Origin of the sequence: Mucilaginibacter sp. MD40 (assembly GCF_002288635.1) — a bacterium.
Taxonomy (GTDB): domain Bacteria; phylum Bacteroidota; class Bacteroidia; order Sphingobacteriales; family Sphingobacteriaceae; genus Mucilaginibacter.
The window spans coordinates 1222279-1243567 of record NZ_NRSW01000001.1 but is presented as its reverse complement, the minus strand read 5'-3'; the positions used below and the strand labels follow the sequence as shown (position 1 = coordinate 1243567).

Here is a 21289-nt window from a genome sequence, read left to right as displayed (position 1 = left end):
TGCCGGCTTGGTTTTGCTATGCAGGTAATCGCTATCGTTAAATTATTGCAGTAACAGTTTCAGGTTGATACCGAAATTGGTGAACGCGGTGGTAAAGGCCTGCGAGGTGTATGGTTTGGTGATATTGCTATCGTAAAATAGGTTAAGGTTAAAACGCTGGTTGATCACGTAATCTATAGACGGGCGCAGGGTGATATTTTTAGAGCCCGCGGATATCTCCGCGCCGGGCACATCAGCACGGTAGATCACCAGCTTTTTATCTCTGATAGCTACATCCAGTTTAAAGTTCACATCATTATTCTCGCGTCCGCTGCCAAATAATCCCCAGGGGATATGGAAGTTTTTAGGGCGATAGCCAAACCCAAGCACAATAATATTCTCATCCTGCTGGGCCAACTGGCTGTTAAGCATACTGAGGTTTAAGAACCTGTTTTTACTGAACTCTACGTTGGCCGTCATGCTATTTTTAAAGCGCATATCCGCCCCCAGTAAAGGCAAAAACGACTCTAAGATACTCACCTGCGAGAACTGGTAAAGCGGCAGGAAATCGTTATTCGCGTCGCGTGTGCTGCTGTAGCCGTTTATGGTTTGGTACTGCAATAAAGTAGTGTAAGCGCTAACGTTATAGGATGAACGGTAAACATGCCGCAGATCAAACGAGTCAAACAGATCATTAAACAATGGCAGGCGGGCTAAGCCGCTGTATTTAATATCCCAGTTAGGAATAGGTATTTTAGGGAACTGGTTGAGGCTTACCGCGCTTGCATCCTTCCCGGTATAGGCAGCCAGGAAAGCCGGCACCAGCACATTTTGCGCGTTGGGGCTGTAACCATCCGCGTAGCCCCCGCTCGTACCCGCCGAGTTGGGGTTTTGCTGGCCCAGCCGCTGCGATACTACGGTACGGTTATCTAAAAACGTTTGGAAAGCTTCTGAATTGCGGTTAACATCACCGCCTTTGGAGAAGGCCGTACCGATTGAAAGAAATGATATGCTGTAAGTACCCGAAGTTACCGGGCTGAGGTTCTCAATGCTTTGGGTACTCTCCAAATATTTAAACTGCGTTTGGTAATTGCGGTCCTGCGTACGGAAAGCCTTCAGTTCTATACGCAGATCCGGCAGTGGCTCAATGATGCTGCGCAACTGTATATCCTCGTTAAAGGACTTTACAAAAAGCTGATTTTGCAAGGTATCGGTACTTATCCATCCGTTGGCTATAGCTGTTGGCCGTATGTCTGCCTGGCTACCCAGCAGGAAGCCGATACCCGGGGAATTATAATTAAGGTCTTGCCCAAAGAAATTGGACTTAGGCAGATAACCCGGCAGGAACGTGCCCTCAGTACGGGTATAAGTACCGCTTATACTTTTAATACTGGTGAGCACACCCAAGAAAAGTTTACCGATACTTGTTTTTTCATCACGCCCCTTTCTTAAGCCCCTGAACTTGTTATAAAAATTAGCAAAGTTTAAGTTCGGGTTGAGCTGTATGGTACGGGCGTTTTGTATACTGTTACCCACATCATACGTAGGGTTGTTAATGGCAAACGTCGGTTGCGATTGCCAGTTGAAATTGGTGCTGTAACGCATGGTAAGCGCGGTCCAGTCGAGCCCCGGTATTTTGTTTACCGGCGTGGTGTAGTTAATGTTAATGGTATGATTATAATTTACCGTCCGGCCCAGGCGCATCAGATTGGTCCATAAAGTATCGCGTTTTAGGCCATTGATACGGCCTGCGGGCTCATCTACCACTGAAAGGTTGGTGGCATCTATATCCAGCGAAAGGGATCTGGATAGGTTCCAGCCTATGCCATATACCCTTGTAATATTAAAGTTCTTGTTAAACGATGTAGGGATAGCAATATAATTATTAGGGTCGTTGTTGCGAAGGGTATTCTCGGAATAAAAACGATCGAAATTGATGCTAAAATTTAACCTGGATGGCAGTATACTAAAGTTAAAATCACGGGCCAGTGCCAGCAGGTTGTTTTTAATGATCTTGGCAAACGGCGTAATGTATTTAGGCTCCCTGGTGTAATTATAGTTAAGCGCCACCCGGTAGGTTTTTGCCATATCGTTCTCCACAATAAAATCATGGTGCTGGTACTCGGTATAAGCGTAGGTAGCGGCAAAATTCTCAATATCCCAAACATGCGCCGGTGCAGAAGCATCGGTACGTTCCTTATGCACATTGGTAAAGTTAATGCTCTTGCGAACGGTAAAATCTTCCGACACCCTTTTTATCGAATCACGAGCCTGGCTGCTTGGCGCCGCCGCTAATGACTTTTTCAGTTCTACATCTGCCATACCGGGGTCATACTGGGGCGTGCTTTTCTGGGTGGATATATTCACATATGCCGGTATGCGTATACCGCTCTTATCCGGAAAAAACTTGCCCAGTTCAACACTCGCCGAAGCATCAATGATCTGGTTGTCGCTGCGGCTACGGTCGCTCACACGTGAGTCAAGCGTACCAAAACCAATGGTACTCTTACTGCCCGATACGGTGATATTGGCAAAATCTGCCAGCGTGGCGTCAACACGGGCGGTTGCAGCCCAGCCGCCGCGCTGGTCAAAATCGGTAAGGCGCAATTCATCGAACCATACGGTACCCGTTTTATTCAGCCCGTCGTCGCCTATGCTGCCGTTGGCCTTATAGGGATTACGCACCCCCAGCATAATAGTACGCAGGCGACTCAGGTCGGGCTGGCCTTTAATAGTTACTTTGTTCTTGCCATCGGTATAGGTAAAGGGCACCGTAAACGGCCAGGGCTGCCCGTTTAGTTTGGCATTATTTCGGGCCAGCTTGGCATCAGTCAAAATAGACAGCTGTAAATTCAGTTCATTTACAGCGGGCCATATCGCGCCCGGGTCGCGGGTGCCGGGTTGGGTTATGGCCAGTGGCACCTCATATTCATAATAGTTATCCTGGTAATCTACCCCCAGGCGAATAAAGGCGTTAAGGTCGTTATCCTTTAGCTGGTCGCCCTCGGCATGTATAAACATTTGCACGCGTTTGTAGGCGCGCAGGTCATTAAAGAACGTACGGAAAGCGGCCCTCGAGTAACCATCGCGCAGATTGGTTACGTTCAAAGACAGCGACTGCTCATTCAGTTTGGTATCGGTTTGTAAATTATTATAGTTACGCTGGCGGTTAATACCCGGCGGTACCACGTAAGGTATAGGTGTCCGGTTACCGTTCTCCTCAATATTTACCGCTTGTACATCCAGTGTAGAACCATCATTTACCGGGCTTTGTATAGCAGGATCAGCAATGATGTTTATAGGGTTATTTTCAGCATTGAAGGTGCGCCACTCGCTGCGGGCCAATTGCAGGGTAGCAAAGCGTAGTACGGCGGTATCAGCAAAGTTGGTCATGAACATACGCATAAACCGTATGGCCTTAAAATCCTGTATGTTGCCTACTTTACTGGTATAATCAGTTATGGGCACCCTAAACTGGTACCAGGTAACTGACTGCGTAGTACCGTTTGGAAGCTTTACATTGGCCGTGATCTTATCGTTAATATAATTCTGACCAACAACCATATCCTGCGGGCGGATAGAAACACGGTACTGGAAGTACTCATCCGTTTGGCTCATATTATTATCCCGGTTGATATCCTCTCCATCAGGCAGGGAGGTGGATGCCGATGTTTGTATGCCCAGCTCCGCCTGTGATTGTTCAGCCGTTTTGGAGTTGCCTTCGGTACCATTATAACGGCTGTAGCGCTCCAGGATACCAGCTCCGGCCTGGTCAAGCGCCTGCCCCTGATAGTAGCGATAATCGTCAGACGATGGGTCGGCATTAAGGGCAGCTACAGCCTGCGGGTTTAATACGCCCTGCGTTTGCTGCAAAAAAGGCGCGAACTTTGTTTTCTCGTCCGCGTCATTCAAGCCATCTAAACCCACATCCTGCAGGCGGCGGTTATCCGGGTTGTTGTCAAAGGCGTTCACTACCGGCTGCAATCTGGATACACGGCCCCAGGCGGTTTCATCAACTTTATCCGACGTAATACCATCTACCGGCAGGGCGTTCTCCAGGCTCTTACGTCCATCTTTCAATATATCTTCAGATACACTGCCGAGGTTAAAATACAGGTCGCCACCAGTCGAGTTAGGTTTATAAATAAATGGATCGAGCACCCAAAACTCAATATACCCTACATTGAGTGATTCAAAATCATTGGTTTCCAGCTTACGGAAAATACCGCCCCAACGGTTGCGGGGGTTCTGCAAAGTACCATCAGTATTTACACCGGTTGTAGTATAGTTATATGGGCCGCGCACGGTAGGGTAAAAAGCAAGGTTAAGCGTGGCCAGGCTTAGCGGCTGCCCGGTGGTTGATTGCTTGTATGGGAAAACCTCCTGTTCCAGCACTTGCCTCACGTAATGGTTAGACAAATCATTCCTGGAAACCGGTATGTTGCCCGAATTGGTATAAAATATAGGATCGATATTATAAAAGGCCAGTCGTGCACGGTTAAACCCGTAACTCAGATCATTAAAGGTTTGCGACTCGGGGAACAGTTGCGGCGTACCCGAAAGCTGCCAGTTAATGGCGCTTTTGATGTCAATTACCGAGCGGCTGTTTTCAAAATCGTCCAGGTATGAGGTACCGTTACGTGAACCCGCGAAGTTTAGCGCGCCGGGACTTCCGGGCATCAGTTGGGCGAACTCACCGCTGAAATTGATGGTAGAGGGTGCTTTGGTATTGATAAAGGGTATCTTATCTACCAGCCGGGTCAAAAACCTCGACTCGGTACTGTAATTGGCATCGAAACCCCAAATAGTGTTGGATATGGATTCTTCGCCCACTATTTCGTTTTGCGTAATGGGCTGCTCCGTAAGGTGCATAATAGTGGCACCGAGGGCCAGTTTAGGATTTACCCGATAATCAAGCCTTGTACCCCATAACGATTTTTGCTGCACCCCAAACAGCTCGTTGTTTTCCAGCTTAATGTTAATAGGTTGCCCCGATTGTAAAAGAGCCTGGTTAAGCATACGCAGCCGCCCGGCGCTATAATCAATCGTATAATCTGTCCCTTCCTGCAATTTAAGGTTTCCGGCCGTTACTACCACAGAGCCCTGCGGGATATTTACCGCGTTGAGCTGGTACTCCGACCCATTCTGGCCGGTGTAAGTCCCTTTGATAAGGTAGCGGTTAAGCTTAGGGAATAACTGCTGTGCAATGGTTTTAGTTGAATCATACAAAGGTTGGTACACATAACGGCCTTTAAGGTCGCCTTCCGCCGAAGTGAACTGCCTTTCAAGGTCGCTGCCGAAAGGCTCGATCGTGGGAAACATGATCCGCCCGTTCTGCGAATCAATGGTGATACCCTCCAGGAAATCGAAGTAGCCATCAGGCGATTTATCATTCTGCTGATTAAGGTTATCCAGCCCGGTTATCTGCAACCATCTTTTCTCCTTAAGGTTGTTACCCTCATCCATTATTGTTTTTTCGATGCCGGTTTTATCATCGAGCCGGGAGATGTTCAGCCTGAAATTAGTAGGACTGATCTGGTAAGCTCCCAATGAATAGATGTTCTTCATCATCAGGTCCCACGTAGGGAGGTTGGTTTTTAGCAGTTCGTTCTTTAGCAATTTGGTATATAGTACCGTTGGTGTTGCGTTGTTAACAGCCCTGTCGCTGCTAAACTCCCCTACCTGGTATTGCACGCCATTTACGGTATACTGATAGGCCACCGCCAGTACCTCATCATTATTGAGCGGGTAATTAAGGGAGATATAACCCAGTTGAGGATGCAGTGTAAATTCGTTATCCTTTAATTTGCGCGCGTAAGTAAGCTTAGCATAGTTATCGGTACCGCCGCTTGCCCTGAAATAATTAGCCACATCATTAGAGTTGGTATTGCGGGCACCAGCAGGCAGGTTGGCTAAAAGCGAGTTGGACTGCTGCGGAAAACCCGGTCCCTGGAAACCCGCGGGATAACCGCTGTAAGCCGACCCGCCTTGTATCAAGGGGTTATGCGGCTTGTTCTCCCCCAGGTCCATAAATGCCAGTATATCCCGCGAGTTATCGGTTACGTTGGTACGGTTAGTGGTCCAAACCTCAATTTTGGTAATGGTGATGTTTGAGCTGATAATGGGAATATTCGCCAGTGCTCGGTTATAATTATTGCGGAAATACTGCGATAAAAAGTAGTGCTTATTGGCCTCGTAATCTGCCGCGGTGATAGAGATATTACCCTGCTGCGAGCCATTGGTTATGGTAATATTCTTTGCCTGCGAACGCTGTTGCGAAAAAATACTGGTTACATCCAGCCGGCCAAAACGCAGCTTGGTTTTTACACCGAATAACGCCTGGCTGCCGGTGATAAGCGTAGTATTGAGTGGCATACTTACTGTACCGGCCTCTATTTTTTGGATGATCTCATCGGCATGGCCGGTATAATCAAGCTTTATCTGGTTCTCAAACTGGAACTGCGCCTGCGTATTATAATTGGTAGTGATCTTTAGCTTATCACCAATATCGCCGGTAACATTGAGCTGTATGCGTTGGTCGAAATTAAAATTGAACTGGTTACGCTGCCGGGTATTAAATAGCGGGTTCTCATTCTTATTGATCTGCCCGGCCAGTATCACTTCCGCCGAACCCTGTGGCCTTATGTTGATATTTGAGTTGCCGAATATTTGCTCAAAGGTTTTGCTGCGCACCTTTATTTGCGGGATAAAGCCCGGCTGCTGCGACTCAAACGCATAGTTATCTGAAAGCTGCTGAAAGTAATCGCGCCGCAGGCTGCGCTGCTGCAATTGCAGATATTGGCTAAACGTTAAATACTGTGGCGGCCTGTAGTTGAGGTTACCTAAGCGCTCATATAAGATATAGCGGTTGGTAAGCGGGTCATACTCAATGGTGCGTACTAATCCGGGCGGGTCCTTAAAAAACAAACCCGAACGTTCCCTTTTTGTAGTAGGCTCGCGCAGCTTAATTGGCCCCGGTTTAAAGCCCGTATCGGCACGGGCAGTTGCCGAGCCGGATGGTGCTACAGGTAGCTGGTTGCTTGCCGGTAGTTGCCCCGGCCTTGCCTGCTGGTTAAAAGGTTGCTGCTGTGGCTGGTTAGGCGATTGCTGGTTTGGATATTGTTGCTGCCTGTTAGGGAACTGCTGCCCCTGTTGTGTTGGATATTGCTGCTGCCCCTGCGATGCGGGGTACTGGTTAGGTTGTTGGTTAGGGACCTGGTTTTGTTGCGTTTGCCTGGCATAAAGTTTCCCCGCTCCGCTTAAAGCAGATACAAAAAGTATCACTACAAAAAGCTTAGTAGTAAAAGTTTTTACCAAGTTAATCTATTAAATTCAAGTAATTATAAGTTCTTAAGGGCGAATTTAACCAGCTGTTCTACAGTTAAAACACCGGTATTTTTGCTTATTTCCTGATCCAGAACTTTCTCTGCAACGTTACGAACAAAGCCCAGCATAACAAGGGCGGAAAGCGCCTCTTCTTTTGCCGTTTTTAACCCTGTTGGTACCGAAGTTAATGTATCCGGTCCTTCTTTTTTAAGCTTGTCCTGTAACTCTAAGATAATACGCTGCGCCGATTTTGGGCCTATGCCTTTTATACTTTTAATAAGCGCCACATTGCCTTGTACAATGGCCGCCTGTATTTCGGCAGGGGTAATGGACGACAGCATCATGCGGGCAGTGTTTGGGCCAATGCCCGATATGGATACCAAATGCAGGAAGAGCTTGCGCTCTCCTGCATCGGCAAAACCATAAAGTGTATGTGCATCTTCTTTAACGTGCAGCCATGTGTACAGCTTGCAACGTTCGTGATCACCTATCTGCGAATAGGTATTTAACGATATATTGATCTGGTAACCAACGCCTCCTGCATCTATCACCACATAAGCGGCGCTCTTGAACGCCAGTTTACCATCAATATAGTCGTACATGTTTCTTCAGATTATTTCTTTTTTGTTTTAGCCTGGCTGTCGCGGGCGCATTTTATCTGCGCGTCAATAACGGCTATGGTTACCATGTTCACAATCTCGCGTACCGAACTGCCTAACTGCAATACATGCACCGGTTTCTTTAACCCTAAAAGAATAGGGCCAACAGCTTCCGCGCCACCAATTTCCTGCATCAGCTTGTAAGCAATATTACCAGATTCTAATGTAGGGAATATCAGTGTATTAGCCGGCTTGCCATTTAACGTTGAGAATGGAAAATTATCTGCCAGCAATGCCGGGTTAAGGGCAAAGTTAGCCTGCATTTCGCCATCAACAATCATATCCGGATACTTCTCATGTAGTATTTTAACCGCTTCACGGGTTTTCTCCGGCAGCTCACCATCATTTGAGCCAAAGTTTGAATAAGACAGCACCGCTACGCGGGGCTGGATATTCAATTGCCTAACCGACTTTTCTATCAATACGGTTATGTCTACGAGTTCCTGGGCCGTAGGATTTATGTTTACTGTGGTATCACCAAAAAAGAATGGCCCCTTTGGTGTGATCATGAGGTACATACCCGCTACGCGGCTAATACCTTCTTCAATACCGATAATTTGTAAGGCAGGCTTAACGGTTGAGGCGTAATTCTTGGTTAACCCCGAAATCAGCGCGTCGGCCTCGCCAAACTCCACCATGCAAGCACCGTAGTAATTACGGTCGGTGATCATTTTTTTGGCTTCAAACAAGGTTACTCCTCTGCGCTGGCGTTTCTTGAACAGGAACTGTGTATACTCTTCCGAGCGGTTGGTTTGCTTTTTAGGATCAATGATCTCTACATCGCCCAGGTCAAGCTCCGTTTCGCGCATGATCTCGCGGATGCGGGTTTCATCACCCAATAATATCGGCGTGGCTATCTTTTCTTCCTTTACAATCTGCGCGGCACGTAATATTTTGTAGTTATCAGCCTCGGCAAATACTACCCGTTTAGGGTTTTGTTTAGCCTGGTTGGTGATGTCGCGCAGTATTTTGTTGTTGGTGCCCAGGCGGGTCATCAATTCTTCGCGGTAGGCATCCCAATCAGTAATAATTTTACGTGCTACACCAGAGTCAATAGCCGCTTTTGCTACCGCTGCCGAAACCTCTGTAATCAGGCGCTGATCCATTGGTTTAGGGATAATATAATCCCTGCCAAATTTAAGGTTAGTAATGTTGTAAGCCAAGTTCACCGCTTCCGGTACCGGCTTTTTCGCCATTTCGGCGATAGCCTTTGTAGCAGCAATCTTCATTTCCTCGTTAATGGCAGTCGCCCTTACATCAAGCGCACCACGGAAAATATAAGGGAAGCCCAATACGTTGTTCACCTGGTTAGGAAAGTCGGACCGGCCGGTAGCCATAATAATATCCTTACGGGCGGCAATAGCCAGGTCGTAACTTATTTCCGGCTCAGGGTTGGCCATAGCAAAAACAATAGGGTTTTTAGCCATGCTCACCAGCATTGCGGGCGTTACCACATTACCGGCAGAAAGACCCACAAAAACGTCGGCGCCTTTCATGGCATCGGCCAGGGTAGTAATATCTTTGCGCTGGGTAGCAAACTCCATGCGGATATCATCCAGGTCGGTACGGTCAGGAGTAAGCAATCCGTTAATGTCAAACATTACCAGGTTTTCTTTCTTAACCCCTAATGACAGGTACATTTTAGTACATGATACCGCCGCGGCGCCGGCACCGTTCACTACCAGTTTTATCTTATCTAATTTTTTCCCCTGTATCTCGCAGGCGTTCATCAGGGCCGCACCCGAGATAATGGCCGTGCCATGCTGGTCGTCGTGCATTACAGGGATATTCATTTCGGCTTTAAGCCTGCGTTCAATTTCAAAACAGGTAGGCGCGGAAATATCTTCGAGGTTTACGCCGCCAAAAGTTGGCTCAAGCGCCTTAACGATATTAACAAATTCATCTACTGATTTAGCGTTAACCTCCAGGTCAAACACATCAATATCGGCATATATTTTAAACAGGAGGCCTTTACCTTCCATTACCGGCTTGCTGGCTTCGGGGCCAATATTTCCAAGGCCAAGTACGGCGGTACCATTACTGATAACTGCTACAAGGTTACCTTTCGCGGTATATTTATAAACATCTTCAACGTTGTTGGCTATTTCACGGCAGGGCTCGGCAACTCCGGGCGAATAGGCTAAAGTAAGGTCGCGCTGAGAGTTGGTGGGTTTGGTAGGTACTACCTGTATTTTACCGGGCCTGCCCTTAGCATGGTAATTAAGAGCATCCTGCTTACGATTTGGTTTGTTCATTGAATTTCCCTTTAATTAAAGCGCCCAAAATTACGATTACTTTTCCTGAAGCCCCAATAAAAAGCACATTACGAAGCTGTTTACACAAAAATACGATAGAGAGCCAGCGTTAGCTATGGCCAATATTTACCGATAGCCCGGCCAATAAAGGCAAATTAACGTTAGTACCCAACTGCCTGTTCCATTGCATGAGTTGCTCTACCTTAACCCCGTATTGCGTAGCTATGGTGTTTAGTGTTTCACCACGTTTAGTGATATGAGTAGTTGGCGTAACCGGGCTTGCATTACCGCTAACCGGTTGTGGCACGCCCTCCACAGCTAATCGCCTGTACGGAGTTACTTGCGGAGGAGGAGGCGCAATAGCTACGTATTGTACCGGCCTTATGGGGCGTACCGGGGTTGTAACATCATTAACAGCTGTACGCAGTATTTCACTTTGTTGCTTATCCAGCTTAGGCACTACCAAACAGCGTGGCGCAGCTGCAGTACCATTAATAATTTTCTGGCGATAAGCCGGGTTAAGCGAAGAGAGGTCTTTAAGTGGCATACCCAAGGCTTGCGCTACCCTACTAAGTGGTATAAATTTATTTACCATTACCGTATCGGTAACAATGGCCAGGCTTGCTGTTTGTGGTGTAATGGAATGATAACGGTGGTACCGCATCATGTAATTTACGGCGATAAATGCCGGTACATAACCTCGTGTTTCGGGTGGGAGCATATCCCTTATGGACCAGTAATCATGCGCGCCCGAACGCTCAAGGGCGTGTTCAACATTGCTCTTGCCGCAATTGTATGAGGCAATGGCCAATAGCCAGTCGCCAAATTGCAGGTAGGCATCTTTAAGGTATGCGGCGGCGGCATTACTGGCCTGTACCGGATCGCGGCGTTCATCTACATAGTCTGTCATGGCCAGGCCGTATATTTTAGCTGTTTCTGACATGAACTGCCATGGACCGGCAGCACCTACCCTGGATATAGCATTAGGGTTTAGTGCCGACTCTACAATAGAAAGATATTTAATTTCATCAGGAATACCGGCCTGCGCGAAGGCTTTCTCATAAATAGGGAAATAATACCTGGATAAACCGATCATCCGGCCCATCTCATCCTTACGTCGACTGTACAAATCAATATAAGCCTGTACATAGCCATTGTAGTCAAGCGGTACCTCGCGCTGGATAGAATCTAAGCGGCGTTTAAAAATAACGTTGTTGTAAACAGATACCGGCGCCTGCGGCTCTGGGGCCAGTATGTTGGTGTCTTGCTGTAAAGATTGTAGAGCAAGGGCTGTAAAAGTTTTTTTTGCATCAGCTTTAACCACCTGCAAAATAAGCGTGCAGGCGAGCAAAGTAAATAGTCTCTTCATACTTTAGGGTAACCCGCATGGAGAACCATGAGAATTATTTACTAATATATTAACTTTTTATAGCTGAAGGAAATATTCGGAGAAATTTAACAATTCCTGTTCGTTAAAACTTTTAGCTATCAATTGTAAGCCTAACGGTAAACCTTTGCCATTATTGCCTGCAGGTAAGGATATTGCCGGCACACCTGCAAGTGAAGCCTGCACGGTAAAAATATCATAAAGGTAAGTAACCACCGGATCCTTCTCCTTTAACCCTAAAGCAAAAGCCGGTTCGGGGGCGGTTGGCGCCAATATGAAGTCGTACTCCTGGAGTATCTCGTTGGTTTTATTTTGGATAAGGCGGCGTACACGCTGCGCTTTGGCATAATAGGCATCGTAATAACCGGCGCTCAATACAAAGGTACCCAGCATAATGCGGCGCTGTACCTCTTTGCCAAAACCTTCCGAGCGGGATTTTTTATAGGTTGAGGTAAGATCAACAGCGTTAGGGCTGCGATAGCCATAATGCACACCATCATACCGTGCAAGGTTGGATGAGGCCTCGGCCATAGCCAGTATGTAATAGGTAGGCACCAGGTACTCCAGTAATTCAAACGATATAGGCTTTACGATATGGCCATCCGCGCGTAGTTTATCAATATAAGCAGCAAGCGTGGCTTTTACATCAGCATCCACACCCGGGCTGGATAAAGCTTCCTGCATGTAAGCGATCCGCTTTTTTCCACTTTCTTTTTTCAGATCGGCAACCTGTGGCACTGGTTTGCGGGCAAGGGTGCTGTCGTATTCATCCGGTCCGGCCATTACTTCCAGTAATAAAGCGGCATCCTCTACAGAACGGGTGATGGGCCCAACCTGGTCAAATGACGAAGCATAACTAATGATACCATAGCGTGATATACGCCCGTAAGTAGGTTTTAAACCCACTACACCGCAAAAAGCGGCCGGTTGCCTAACAGACCCACCGGTATCTGTGCCGATAGCGGCATGGCACATGCCAGCTTGCACAGCCACCGCTGAACCACCCGATGACCCTCCGGATACACGTGTTTGATCCGCGTGATTCTTTACAGGGCCAAAAAACGAATTTTCATTAGCCGCGCCCATAGCAAATTCGTCGCAGTTGCAACGCCCTATGATGATGGCATCTTCGGCCAGCAAACGTTCTACAATAGTAGCGGAATATATGGCGGTAAAGTTCTCCAGCATTTTTGATGATGCCGTAACCTTGTGGCCTTTGTAAGAAATATTGTCTTTAATGCCAACCACCATACCAGCCAGTTTACCTACCGGCTCGCCACTTTGCATACGCTTATCCAGCACGCGTGCCTGCTCAAGAGCTTCATCTGCAAACACCTCGTTAAAAGCGTTAAGTTGTGCATTGGCCTGTATCTGCTGCAGGTAACCGTTCACCAGTTTCTCTACAGTAGTGTCGCCATTTTCCAACCCGCTTTTTAGCTCACTATACGAGTGATAGTTATTAGTCATGGGGCCTAAAATAAAAAAACTTATCTGTTGAAGCTTAAACTATTTCAACTGATAAGTTTTAAATGCGGCTTTTTTACCGCGCCAATAATGTTGCAGGGAAATTAAACCTTAGGTTTATCTTCGGTGCTGCTGGTGTTTGCCGATGAGCTTGAACTTTCGCCGTTTTGAGCGTCTTTAAATTCTTTTACGCCTTTACCAAGTCCACGCATTAATTCAGGTACTTTTTTACCGCCAAACAAAAGCAATATTGCAATGATGATCAGAATAATTTCTGGTGCGCCTAATCCCATGATTTTAAGTTTTATGTATAAATATTTTTACTTCATACCGCTTATTCGGCATGCTTATTTTCAGTTGTTGTGTGTACAGTATTTGCATGCTCCGTGCCTGCAGCATGATGCTCCGCAACATGAGTTTCTTCACCAGCCGGTTTAACGGTAGTTTCGTTCTCAAAGGTGGCGTCGGCAGCATGAGTCGAAGCCTCAGTCGCCGTGTGTTCCTCAATGGCATCGGTAGCCGAATGGCCCGTATATGCTGATACTGTACCGGCAACAGGCTCGTAAGTTGGCGTTTCTGTCTTGGTTTCGGCCGGGGTTTCTACGGGTTTCTCCGGAGTCTTTCTGTCCTCGTAATTGTTGATCTGGTTATTGATCTCACGTTTAACATCTTCAGAAGCGTCTTTAAACTCGCGGATACCCTTTCCTAAACCGCGTGCAAGTTCGGGCAGCTTGTTACCACCGAAAAGCATAAGGGCTACAAATAATATCAGTATCATTTCTGGAGTACCGATATTTAAGAATAACAAAACCGAACTTAACATTTTATATCATTTAAGTTTACAAATATACAATTAGTACTATACAGCTTAACGCATTAAACAAAAACTAATTATCAGCCAGCCAAGATTTTGGGTTCAGGAACTCCTTACCTTTATTTAAAGTAAAGGAAACCGTAGGATCGCCTGTTGACGGGTCAACCGCTACCGTGCCTATAGCCTGTTTAGTTGAGATATGCTGCCCCACGCCTACTGATACCGATTTGAGGTTAGAGTATGATGTAAAGTACTCACCATGTTTCAATATCACGGTGTAAGAACCCGCTACGTCGATAACCCGCCGTACCTCGCCATCAAATACCGCCCTTATTGTGGCGTTGGCTGCTGTACGTATCTCGTATCCGCTGCTTTCATTCCTGATGCCGTCCGCATCGGTATAGGTGCCAAACCCATGTAATAACTGCCCGTTGGCTACCGGCCAAGGCAAACGGCCCCTGTTGCCCAGGAAATCGTTCGACAGCCTTGCCGCCTCCGGCGTGGCATTAAGCACCTGGCTATTGGTTGATGACTTGGTAATGGTTGGCTTGGTTACCGCCACTTCCCTGTTCTCCGCCTTTGCCCTTGCCGCCGCCGCGCGCGCTTCGGCCCGTGCCTTTTCTTCCGCCTCGCGCCTGGCTATTTCAATTTCCCGGCTAATTGCCGCTGTAATGGCCCGGTTAGTTTGCGCTATTCTCTTGCGGATATCCCGCTGTTGCTGCTTAATTGCCCCCTGTTGTTTTGAAAGGTCGGTGATAACCTTTACCTGGTTATTTTTTGCTTTACCCAGCTCTATCTTTTCTTTCTCCTGGTTGGCCAGCAAATTGCTCTTTTCGCGTTTGTCCTTATCCAGTTCGTTGATCTTTACATGCAGGTCCCGCTGCGTTCCCTGTATGTAACCCGCCTGTCGCTCCCTGTAGGTACCAAACTGCTGCAGGTATTTTAAGCGCCGGTAAGCCTGGTTAAAATCTTTAGCGGCGAAAATAAACATGAGCTTATTGTAGGCGCTTTGGTTACGATAAGCAAACAGCACCATGCCCGCGTACTCTTTCTTTAACTGGTCTAACTGGCTTTGAAGGTTACGTACGGTATTATTGCTTTCAGAGATTTGGTTATCTAAATTTCTTACCTCAGAGTTGATATTGGCTATCTTTTCTTCCCGAAGATTGATCTGTGCTTTCAGGATATTCAGCTGCTTTAATGATACTTTTTTATTGCTGGCGGTTTCCTGGTACTCCCGGTTAAGTTGCTCCAGCTCATCAGATAGTTTTTCGCGCCGGCGTTTAAGTTCGGCACTGCTCTGTGCGAACGCTCCGGCAGCAACCAACATGCAAGCAAGAAAAATTGCGGCTTTAAAAAGTTTCATCCACCAAAAATATAATTTAATTAGCAGGTTCGTAACTTTTTGGGATACTAAAAGGATATTCAAGCGGCTTATCAAATTCAACCGTGTTGTAACGCAGGTTGGCTTGTATACGCTTATCACCAGCGGTTGAACTGATATCTATTTGCGACGGGATAACACGGCGGCCTTCTTTAATAAATACATTATTGGCTACCTGCAATGTTTGCCGGGCCAACTGGTTTGACAGGTTGGTTTGCGTAACTTTAAGATCAGCGCCTAACAGCAACTTGTACATTACATCCTGCATATTACCACTTAGTAGGGTATTGCTGCCTTCGTTGGTAATGGTAGCATGCTCATTAAGCAGCTCGGGAATAGCATTACCCACTAACAGTGCTTGTACGGTTTTAAAATTAACCTGTTTACCGGCAAAATTATTAATGTAGCTAAATGGCTTTTTCAGGTAAACGCTTTGCAGGCGGTTAATTACCTGCACACTATCCGGCGTGATCTGTGCGCGCGCCACCTCTATACCTGCTATAGCGGTAATAGATATCCATATTTTCTGATCGCGGTTAATGCGGATATTTAGTGTCACATCATTGCTTTTACCATTGATATCCAGCTTGGTTTTCGCTTTTCCGGTAAATGTGTTGAACATCACCTGGTTGGCCTGTATAGCCGAAAGTTTTTCCCGGGTAGAATTTAAACGTGCGGCAGCTGCAGAATCTGCAGTGGTGGGGCGCTTAACAACTGTAAGCTTTTTCGACTTACACGCCGCAAAGGCTACAAGGCAGCAAACAATGGCTATTTTATTCAGAATATTTCTTCTCATTTATCTTACGTTCTAACACCGGCGACGAGGCTCCAAGTGCTTTAGCTTTCTGCCAGTTTTGCACCGCGCCGGTTACATCGCCTAAAAAATATAAAATATCGCCATAGTGCTCCGTTTTAGTAGCACTGGCACTCTTATCATGTTGGAGCGATTTCTCTGCCCAGAGTTTAGCTTCCGCGTATTTTTTCTGTTTAAACAATATCCAGGCATACGTATCTTCAAACGACGCGTTTTCAGGCGCCAAACTGTTGCTGTGCTTAGACATTTGCGCCGCCTTCTCCAACTGTTCGTTCCTTAACGACAAATAGTAAGCATAATTGTTCAGCGTGTAGGCATTATCGGGGTCGGCCTCTAAGGCTTTTTCGTAAGCATCGTCAGAGCTTTTCCTATCGCCCGTGGCATGATAGGCATCACCCAGCCCGGAATAGGATTGGGTAAGCAGGTTTTTATCATCAGCGGCCAGCATCACCGTGTTTTTAAGATAGCTAATGGACTTTACATAATTTTTTTTCTCCAGCCAGGCCACTCCTACCATATAGTTCATCCACGCCTGGTTAGGAAACAGTTCAAGAGCCTTTTCACCATCGTAAATTACGGCATCCATATTGTTTTCACTAAACTCAATACGTACCAGTTGCTCCTGCACACCATAAGCCTGCTTATCCAGGCTGATGGATTTTTTGTAGGCTTCCTTTGCTTCTTTAACCTGGTTGCTCTGCAATAACAGATCGCCATAAAGAGCGTAGGCCCTGCTGTTATCAGGATGGGCCTGCACCAGCACTTTGCTTAACTGCAATGCACTCGCACGTGCGTCAGGCTCTTTTAGCCGGGGCAGGTAGCCTAAAAGGATTCGCAATTTTTGGTCGATATCAAGGTTGCTATCTGCAAAGGCGGCTTCCAGTTCGTCGTAACTTGCCGCGGGTTTATTTTGCTCGCGAAAAATATCGGCAAGGGCCAGATGAAGCAGCCCGTTAGACGGGTCAATAGCTATTGCCTTACGCAAAATGGCAATTGCACTATCGTATTGCTTATTGGTGCTAAATATTTCAGCCTTAGCTAAATAGTATCGCGTTTGTGTGGGGTTCTGCTCTATAAGCGCGTCAAGCAGCGATGCGGCTTTTTTAACATCATTTTGCCTCAGATAAACCTTTTGCTTGCTCAACAGTAGCTCCTCGCTCGGGCCGGCCAGCGCTTCTACCTTATCATATAATTTTAAGGCTTCGTTGTAACGTTTTTGCAGATAAAGGGCGTTCGCCTTATCATAATAATAGTCAGACTTATCGGGATTAAGCCTTATCAATTCGTCAAAAACGGCGTTTAGCTTAGGCAGGTCATTGGATTTTTCATATAGCGATGCCAGGGCGTTCCAGTACCATTCGTTATCACGATCAATGGCAACTGCCCGTTCAAGGTATTGCCGGGATTCGGCCAAATTGTTTTGGGCCTGCTCTATGTTAGCCAGTTCATAAAGGCTGGCGTCATTTTTAGCATCTATTTGCAACACCCGGTTAAACAGCTCTGCCGCGGCTTTCTTGTTGTCCAGTGTTTTTTCGCGCAGGGCCGAAAAAAAGAGCTGCTTCACCATGCCGCTATCCGCTGCTGATAATGATTGTGCGGCAACAGCTTTGTTGCCCGGTGGCTTTTTAGCCTGGCCCACGCACACGGTGTTTAGGCCCGCCAGCAGTATAAGCGACGCTGCAAATTTCATCCCTGCTTAAATTAACCTATTCCGGTATGTCCATAACCGCCATATCCCCTGGCGGTTTCGCCCAGTTCATTAGCTTCTACCCAATTAACGCGCTCGTGCCGGGCTACTACCATTTGCGCGATACGGTCGCCCGTATTGATCTCAAAGTCCTGATCGGAAAGATTGACCAGCAAAACCTTGATCTCACCGCGATAGTCAGCATCAATAGTTCCCGGCGAGTTAACAATACCAATACCATGCTTAAACGCCAGGCCGCTGCGCGGCCTTATCTGCGCCTCGTAGCCTTCGGGCAGCTCTATATGCAAACCGGTAGGTATCAGCTTACGCTCCAGCGGTTTTAAAATCACCGTACTTTCCAGGCTGGCACGAAGGTCCATCCCGGCGGAATGCAGCGTTTCATAAGCAGGCAATATGTTAGCAGACTTATTGATTATCCTTACGTTCATTTCTTTAATATCGCTTTTAATTCATTACGCTCTGTGTATAAAGCGCCCAATCCAAACAGTATCAATAAACCGTTACCTATAAATATATTCCGGTGGAAAACCGTGAATGATAAATATACCAGTATGATGGATATAATGATGTATACCAGGTTCTTTTTAAGGTTGTAGGGTATGGGGTAATTCTTTTGCCCCCACAAATAAGATAGCACCATCATGGTGGCATAGGCGGCAAGTGATATCCAGGCGGATGCCATATAACTGTATTTAGGAATAAATACCACATTTAATATGATGGTAAGAATAGCCCCGATACCTGATATGTACAAGCCATAGCGTGTTTGGTCTGACAGTTTATACCACACCGATAAGTTCATGTAAATACCCAGGCAAACGTACCCAAATACTAAAGGTGGCACCACATTTAAGCCAACCCAAAAGCTCCGGTTTCGCACAAAGTATTTTAGGATCTCTATATTGGCCACCAACGCTACAAAAATTATGGCCACCACGATCACAAAATAATCCATAATGCGGGCGTAGGTTTGGCCTGCATTTTTGTTTTTGGCGTGGTTAAAAAAGAAAGGCTCGGCTCCCAGGCGGAAGGCTTGTACAAATATGCTCAGGAAGATGGATATCTTGGCACAAGCCCCGTAGATGCCTACCTCGCGCACGCTTATATTTTGCGGCAGCATTTTGCTCAGCAGAAGCTTATCCAGGTTTTCATTCACCAGGAAAGACAGGTTGGCTATCAATACCGGCCAGCTATAACTGAACATTTCCTTGAGCATTGGCTTGTCAAAGTCAGCACTTAGCTTTAATACCTCGGGCAATAACTGGATAAACGATACGATGCTGGCTACCAAATTTGATAGAAAGATATAACCTACCCAGCCTTTTACAAACCATTGATCAATAAAGGCGGTACCTGCCATGTGGTGGGCTGTCCACCATGGAAGTATGAGTAAGAAGGTAAGGTTAAGGGTAATAAATACGGCGATGTTGACAAACTTGATCATGCCGTAACGCGCGGGCCTGCCATCGGCACGTAGTTTGGCAAATGGTATCACACACCAGGCATCAACTACCAAAACCCCTACAAACAGCCTGATGTAGGTGGCGTATTCCTGCACCGATATTTTATCGCCCGAGCGTATGAGCTCCGCAATATGGCCGGCAAACGGAAAAGTAACCATCACGAATAATATAGTAATGGCAAATATTACCGCGAAGGTATTGTTGTAAACCTGCCGGGCCTTATCGGCATATTTATTCAGATACCTGAAAAAGGTGGTCTCCATCCCAAAAGCCATTACCGCATTGAGGATGGATACGTAGCTGAACATGATGGTAAGCACCCCGTACGACCCGCCCGAGAGCGTAGATGTATATATAGGTGTTAGAAAGAAACTCAGCGTGCGCGAAGCAATAGTACTAAGCCCGTAAAGAGCCGTTTGCCCGGCAAATTTTTTAGCGGTTGACAAATTGGATAGTTGTAATGATGACTACTTTTTAACTACCTCAAAATTACGATAGTTTTTTAATTCGCCCTCATGGGCTTCAACGGTGGTTACATCGGCGTCCTCCGGGCCTTCGTTACACCATTCCAGGAACATCTCCATAATGGCTTCATCGGCTTCGGCGGCAATAAACACATCACCGTTGGCCTCATTGCGCACAAAACCACGCACCCCCAATTGGTCGGCAACGGCCTTGGTTGATTTGCGGAAGAACACGCCCTGCACTTTACCCTTAACAACAATATCCAGGTGTTTCATGTAGCAATTTTAGATTTGAGAATTACTCCAAAAATGCACAACCCATTCTTTAAACGCAACAGGCAGCCAAAAAAATCAGCAGATCAAATAAATTATACCAGTTTTTTCACCTTGGTTTCGTCGGTTATTTTAAAACCATCAAGCCCGGTTAGCAGGTTAAGGCCGGGCGTTTTACCCGCCTCTATGGTACCCATGCGGTCATCAACACCCAAAAATTGAGCTCCGTTTATAGTAGCCCACTCCAGTAAGGTATGAAGCGATAAGGAAGGGAAATTTTGCTGAAGGATACGCATTTCACTCAGGATGCACAACTTATTGTTTGATGCCAGGCTATCGGTACCCAGTGTGATGTTCAGGCCCTGGTTCACAAAAAGCTCTACTTTGGGCAGCCGCTTTTCAATATACAAGTTAGCATTGGGGCAAAAACACCAGTTAATATTCCTGTCGAAACGTTTTATGAAATAAATATCCTTTAAGTTGGTGCAGGTATTATGCACCATTAATATTTTTTGCCGGTTAGTAAGCAACGGAATGATGCTCTGTAAGGAGTTACGCGCCTGCGGCTTAAAGAAATCGATATTTAAATTGAGGTGTTTGTATAAGTCGATAAATCCGCCAAGTTTATATCGATAAAATTTATTCTCATCCTCGCACTCCTGGTTATGTATGCTCAGCAGGTTATGGCCGGTATCACTGTATTTTTTGATCAGCTTAAATAATTCCTTCGAAACCGTGTAGGGCGCATGCGCGGTTACGGATGATGGCTGAGGTTTAAACTGTTCTAAAGTTTCAAGCGCCTGGTTAAAAACCGCTTCAGCACGTTCGGGTAAAAATCCCAATATTTCTACAAAAGTGTGGTAGTACAGCTTGCTGGCGGCTTTTATATCAACCGTATTTACGGTATTTGAAATATCGCCTACTGCTACAATGCCGTTATCGTACATTTCCTGGTCGGCGGCTTTAGCTGCTTCCAGGATATCTTCCCTGCGCATTTCACGCAGCGCGAGGATGTCTTTAATAAAACTGATCAAGCCATCGCCCTGAGCAATTCTGCCGCGGAGGTGTGAAAGCTCGGTATGGCAATGTGTATTGATGAAACCCGGCACTATAACGCCATTTACATGCTCAATATGGGCACCAGGAGCCGGCGGGTTATTTTCATCAGTAATGGAGATGACTTTCCCATAGTCATCCACAGTAACAATTCCATTCTTTACGGGATCGGCACAAACAGGGAAAATGTAATCGGCTTTAAAACTTTTCATCAAATAAAACTTGGCATCAGCAATGTCTCCT

14 protein-coding genes are annotated in these 21289 nt (G+C 46.4%); all 14 read right to left on the bottom strand.

The genetic code is table 11. The features are described 5' to 3' along the window. Positions 1 to 42 precede the first annotated feature (42 nt). Positions 43 to 7296, bottom strand: coding sequence for a cell surface protein SprA (sprA, locus tag CKK33_RS05555; RefSeq protein ID WP_233138152.1), 7254 nt, complete (start codon positions 7294 to 7296; stop codon positions 43 to 45). Between the two features lie 23 nt (positions 7297 to 7319). Then, positions 7320 to 7907, bottom strand: a complete 588-nt coding sequence (ruvA, locus tag CKK33_RS05550; protein WP_095703151.1) for a Holliday junction branch migration protein RuvA — start codon at positions 7905 to 7907, stop codon at positions 7320 to 7322. Between the two features lie 11 nt (positions 7908 to 7918). Then, complete coding sequence (locus CKK33_RS05545) at positions 7919 to 10219, bottom strand: NADP-dependent malic enzyme (RefSeq protein ID WP_095703150.1); 2301 nt, start codon at positions 10217 to 10219, stop codon at positions 7919 to 7921. Between the two features lie 109 nt (positions 10220 to 10328). Beyond that, positions 10329 to 11588, bottom strand: coding sequence for a lytic transglycosylase domain-containing protein (locus CKK33_RS05540; RefSeq protein WP_095703149.1), 1260 nt, complete (start codon positions 11586 to 11588; stop codon positions 10329 to 10331). 57 nt (positions 11589 to 11645) lie between these two features. Then, complete coding sequence (gatA, locus tag CKK33_RS05535) at positions 11646 to 13073, bottom strand: Asp-tRNA(Asn)/Glu-tRNA(Gln) amidotransferase subunit GatA (RefSeq protein ID WP_095703148.1); 1428 nt, start codon at positions 13071 to 13073, stop codon at positions 11646 to 11648. 101 nt (positions 13074 to 13174) lie between these two features. Next, on the bottom strand, positions 13175 to 13363 hold the full coding sequence (gene tatA / locus CKK33_RS05530; RefSeq protein ID WP_095703147.1) for a twin-arginine translocase TatA/TatE family subunit: 189 nt from the start codon (positions 13361 to 13363) through the stop codon (positions 13175 to 13177). A gap of 41 nt (positions 13364 to 13404) precedes the next feature. Then, entirely contained in the window at positions 13405 to 13893 is a 489-nt protein-coding gene (locus tag CKK33_RS05525) for a twin-arginine translocase TatA/TatE family subunit (RefSeq protein ID WP_095703146.1), read from the bottom strand. Positions 13894 to 13957: 64 nt separating this feature from the next. Further along, positions 13958 to 15250, bottom strand: a complete 1293-nt coding sequence (locus tag CKK33_RS05520; RefSeq protein ID WP_095703145.1) for a murein hydrolase activator EnvC — start codon at positions 15248 to 15250, stop codon at positions 13958 to 13960. Positions 15251 to 15266: 16 nt separating this feature from the next. Continuing rightward, a complete protein-coding gene (locus CKK33_RS05515; protein ID WP_095703144.1) occupies positions 15267 to 16064 on the bottom strand; it encodes a DUF4292 domain-containing protein in 798 nt (265 codons plus the stop codon). Next, entirely contained in the window at positions 16042 to 17772 is a 1731-nt protein-coding gene (locus tag CKK33_RS05510; protein WP_095703143.1) for a tetratricopeptide repeat protein, read from the bottom strand. The genes CKK33_RS05515 and CKK33_RS05510 overlap by 23 nt, the downstream gene beginning before the upstream one ends. Before the next feature lie 11 nt (positions 17773 to 17783). Next, complete coding sequence (gene dut / locus CKK33_RS05505) at positions 17784 to 18218, bottom strand: dUTP diphosphatase (RefSeq protein ID WP_095703142.1); 435 nt, start codon at positions 18216 to 18218, stop codon at positions 17784 to 17786. Further along, positions 18215 to 19699, bottom strand: a complete 1485-nt coding sequence (locus CKK33_RS05500; protein WP_095703141.1) for a lipopolysaccharide biosynthesis protein — start codon at positions 19697 to 19699, stop codon at positions 18215 to 18217. The genes dut and CKK33_RS05500 overlap by 4 nt, the downstream gene beginning before the upstream one ends. Before the next feature lie 21 nt (positions 19700 to 19720). Beyond that, positions 19721 to 19993 (bottom strand): acylphosphatase, encoded by a 273-nt coding sequence (locus CKK33_RS05495; RefSeq protein WP_095703140.1) that lies wholly within the window; start codon positions 19991 to 19993, stop codon positions 19721 to 19723. A 92-nt stretch (positions 19994 to 20085) separates the two neighbouring features. After that, positions 20086 to 21258 (bottom strand): amidohydrolase family protein, encoded by a 1173-nt coding sequence (locus CKK33_RS05490; RefSeq protein ID WP_095703139.1) that lies wholly within the window; start codon positions 21256 to 21258, stop codon positions 20086 to 20088. Positions 21259 to 21289 lie beyond the last annotated feature (31 nt).

Bases quoted from the DNA above. Each gene is read 5' to 3' on its own strand.
- CKK33_RS05510 (WP_095703143.1), bottom strand. From the start codon at position 17,772: ATGAAATTTGCAGCGTCGCTTATACTGCTGGCGGGCCTAAACACCGTG.
- CKK33_RS05545 (WP_095703150.1), bottom strand. From the start codon at position 10,219: ATGAACAAACCAAATCGTAAGCAGGATGCTCTTAATTACCATGCTAAG.
- CKK33_RS05495 (WP_095703140.1), bottom strand. From the start codon at position 19,993: ATGAAACACCTGGATATTGTTGTTAAGGGTAAAGTGCAGGGCGTGTTC.
- gatA (WP_095703148.1), bottom strand. From the start codon at position 13,073: ATGACTAATAACTATCACTCGTATAGTGAGCTAAAAAGCGGGTTGGAA.
- CKK33_RS05515 (WP_095703144.1), bottom strand. From the start codon at position 16,064: ATGAGAAGAAATATTCTGAATAAAATAGCCATTGTTTGCTGCCTTGTA.
- CKK33_RS05490 (WP_095703139.1), bottom strand. From the start codon at position 21,258: ATGAAAAGTTTTAAAGCCGATTACATTTTCCCTGTTTGTGCCGATCCC.
- CKK33_RS05540 (WP_095703149.1), bottom strand. From the start codon at position 11,588: ATGAAGAGACTATTTACTTTGCTCGCCTGCACGCTTATTTTGCAGGTG.
- CKK33_RS05520 (WP_095703145.1), bottom strand. From the start codon at position 15,250: ATGAAACTTTTTAAAGCCGCAATTTTTCTTGCTTGCATGTTGGTTGCT.
- dut (WP_095703142.1), bottom strand. From the start codon at position 18,218: ATGAACGTAAGGATAATCAATAAGTCTGCTAACATATTGCCTGCTTAT.
- tatA (WP_095703147.1), bottom strand. From the start codon at position 13,363: ATGGGATTAGGCGCACCAGAAATTATTCTGATCATCATTGCAATATTG.
- CKK33_RS05525 (WP_095703146.1), bottom strand. From the start codon at position 13,893: ATGTTAAGTTCGGTTTTGTTATTCTTAAATATCGGTACTCCAGAAATG.
- ruvA (WP_095703151.1), bottom strand. From the start codon at position 7,907: ATGTACGACTATATTGATGGTAAACTGGCGTTCAAGAGCGCCGCTTAT.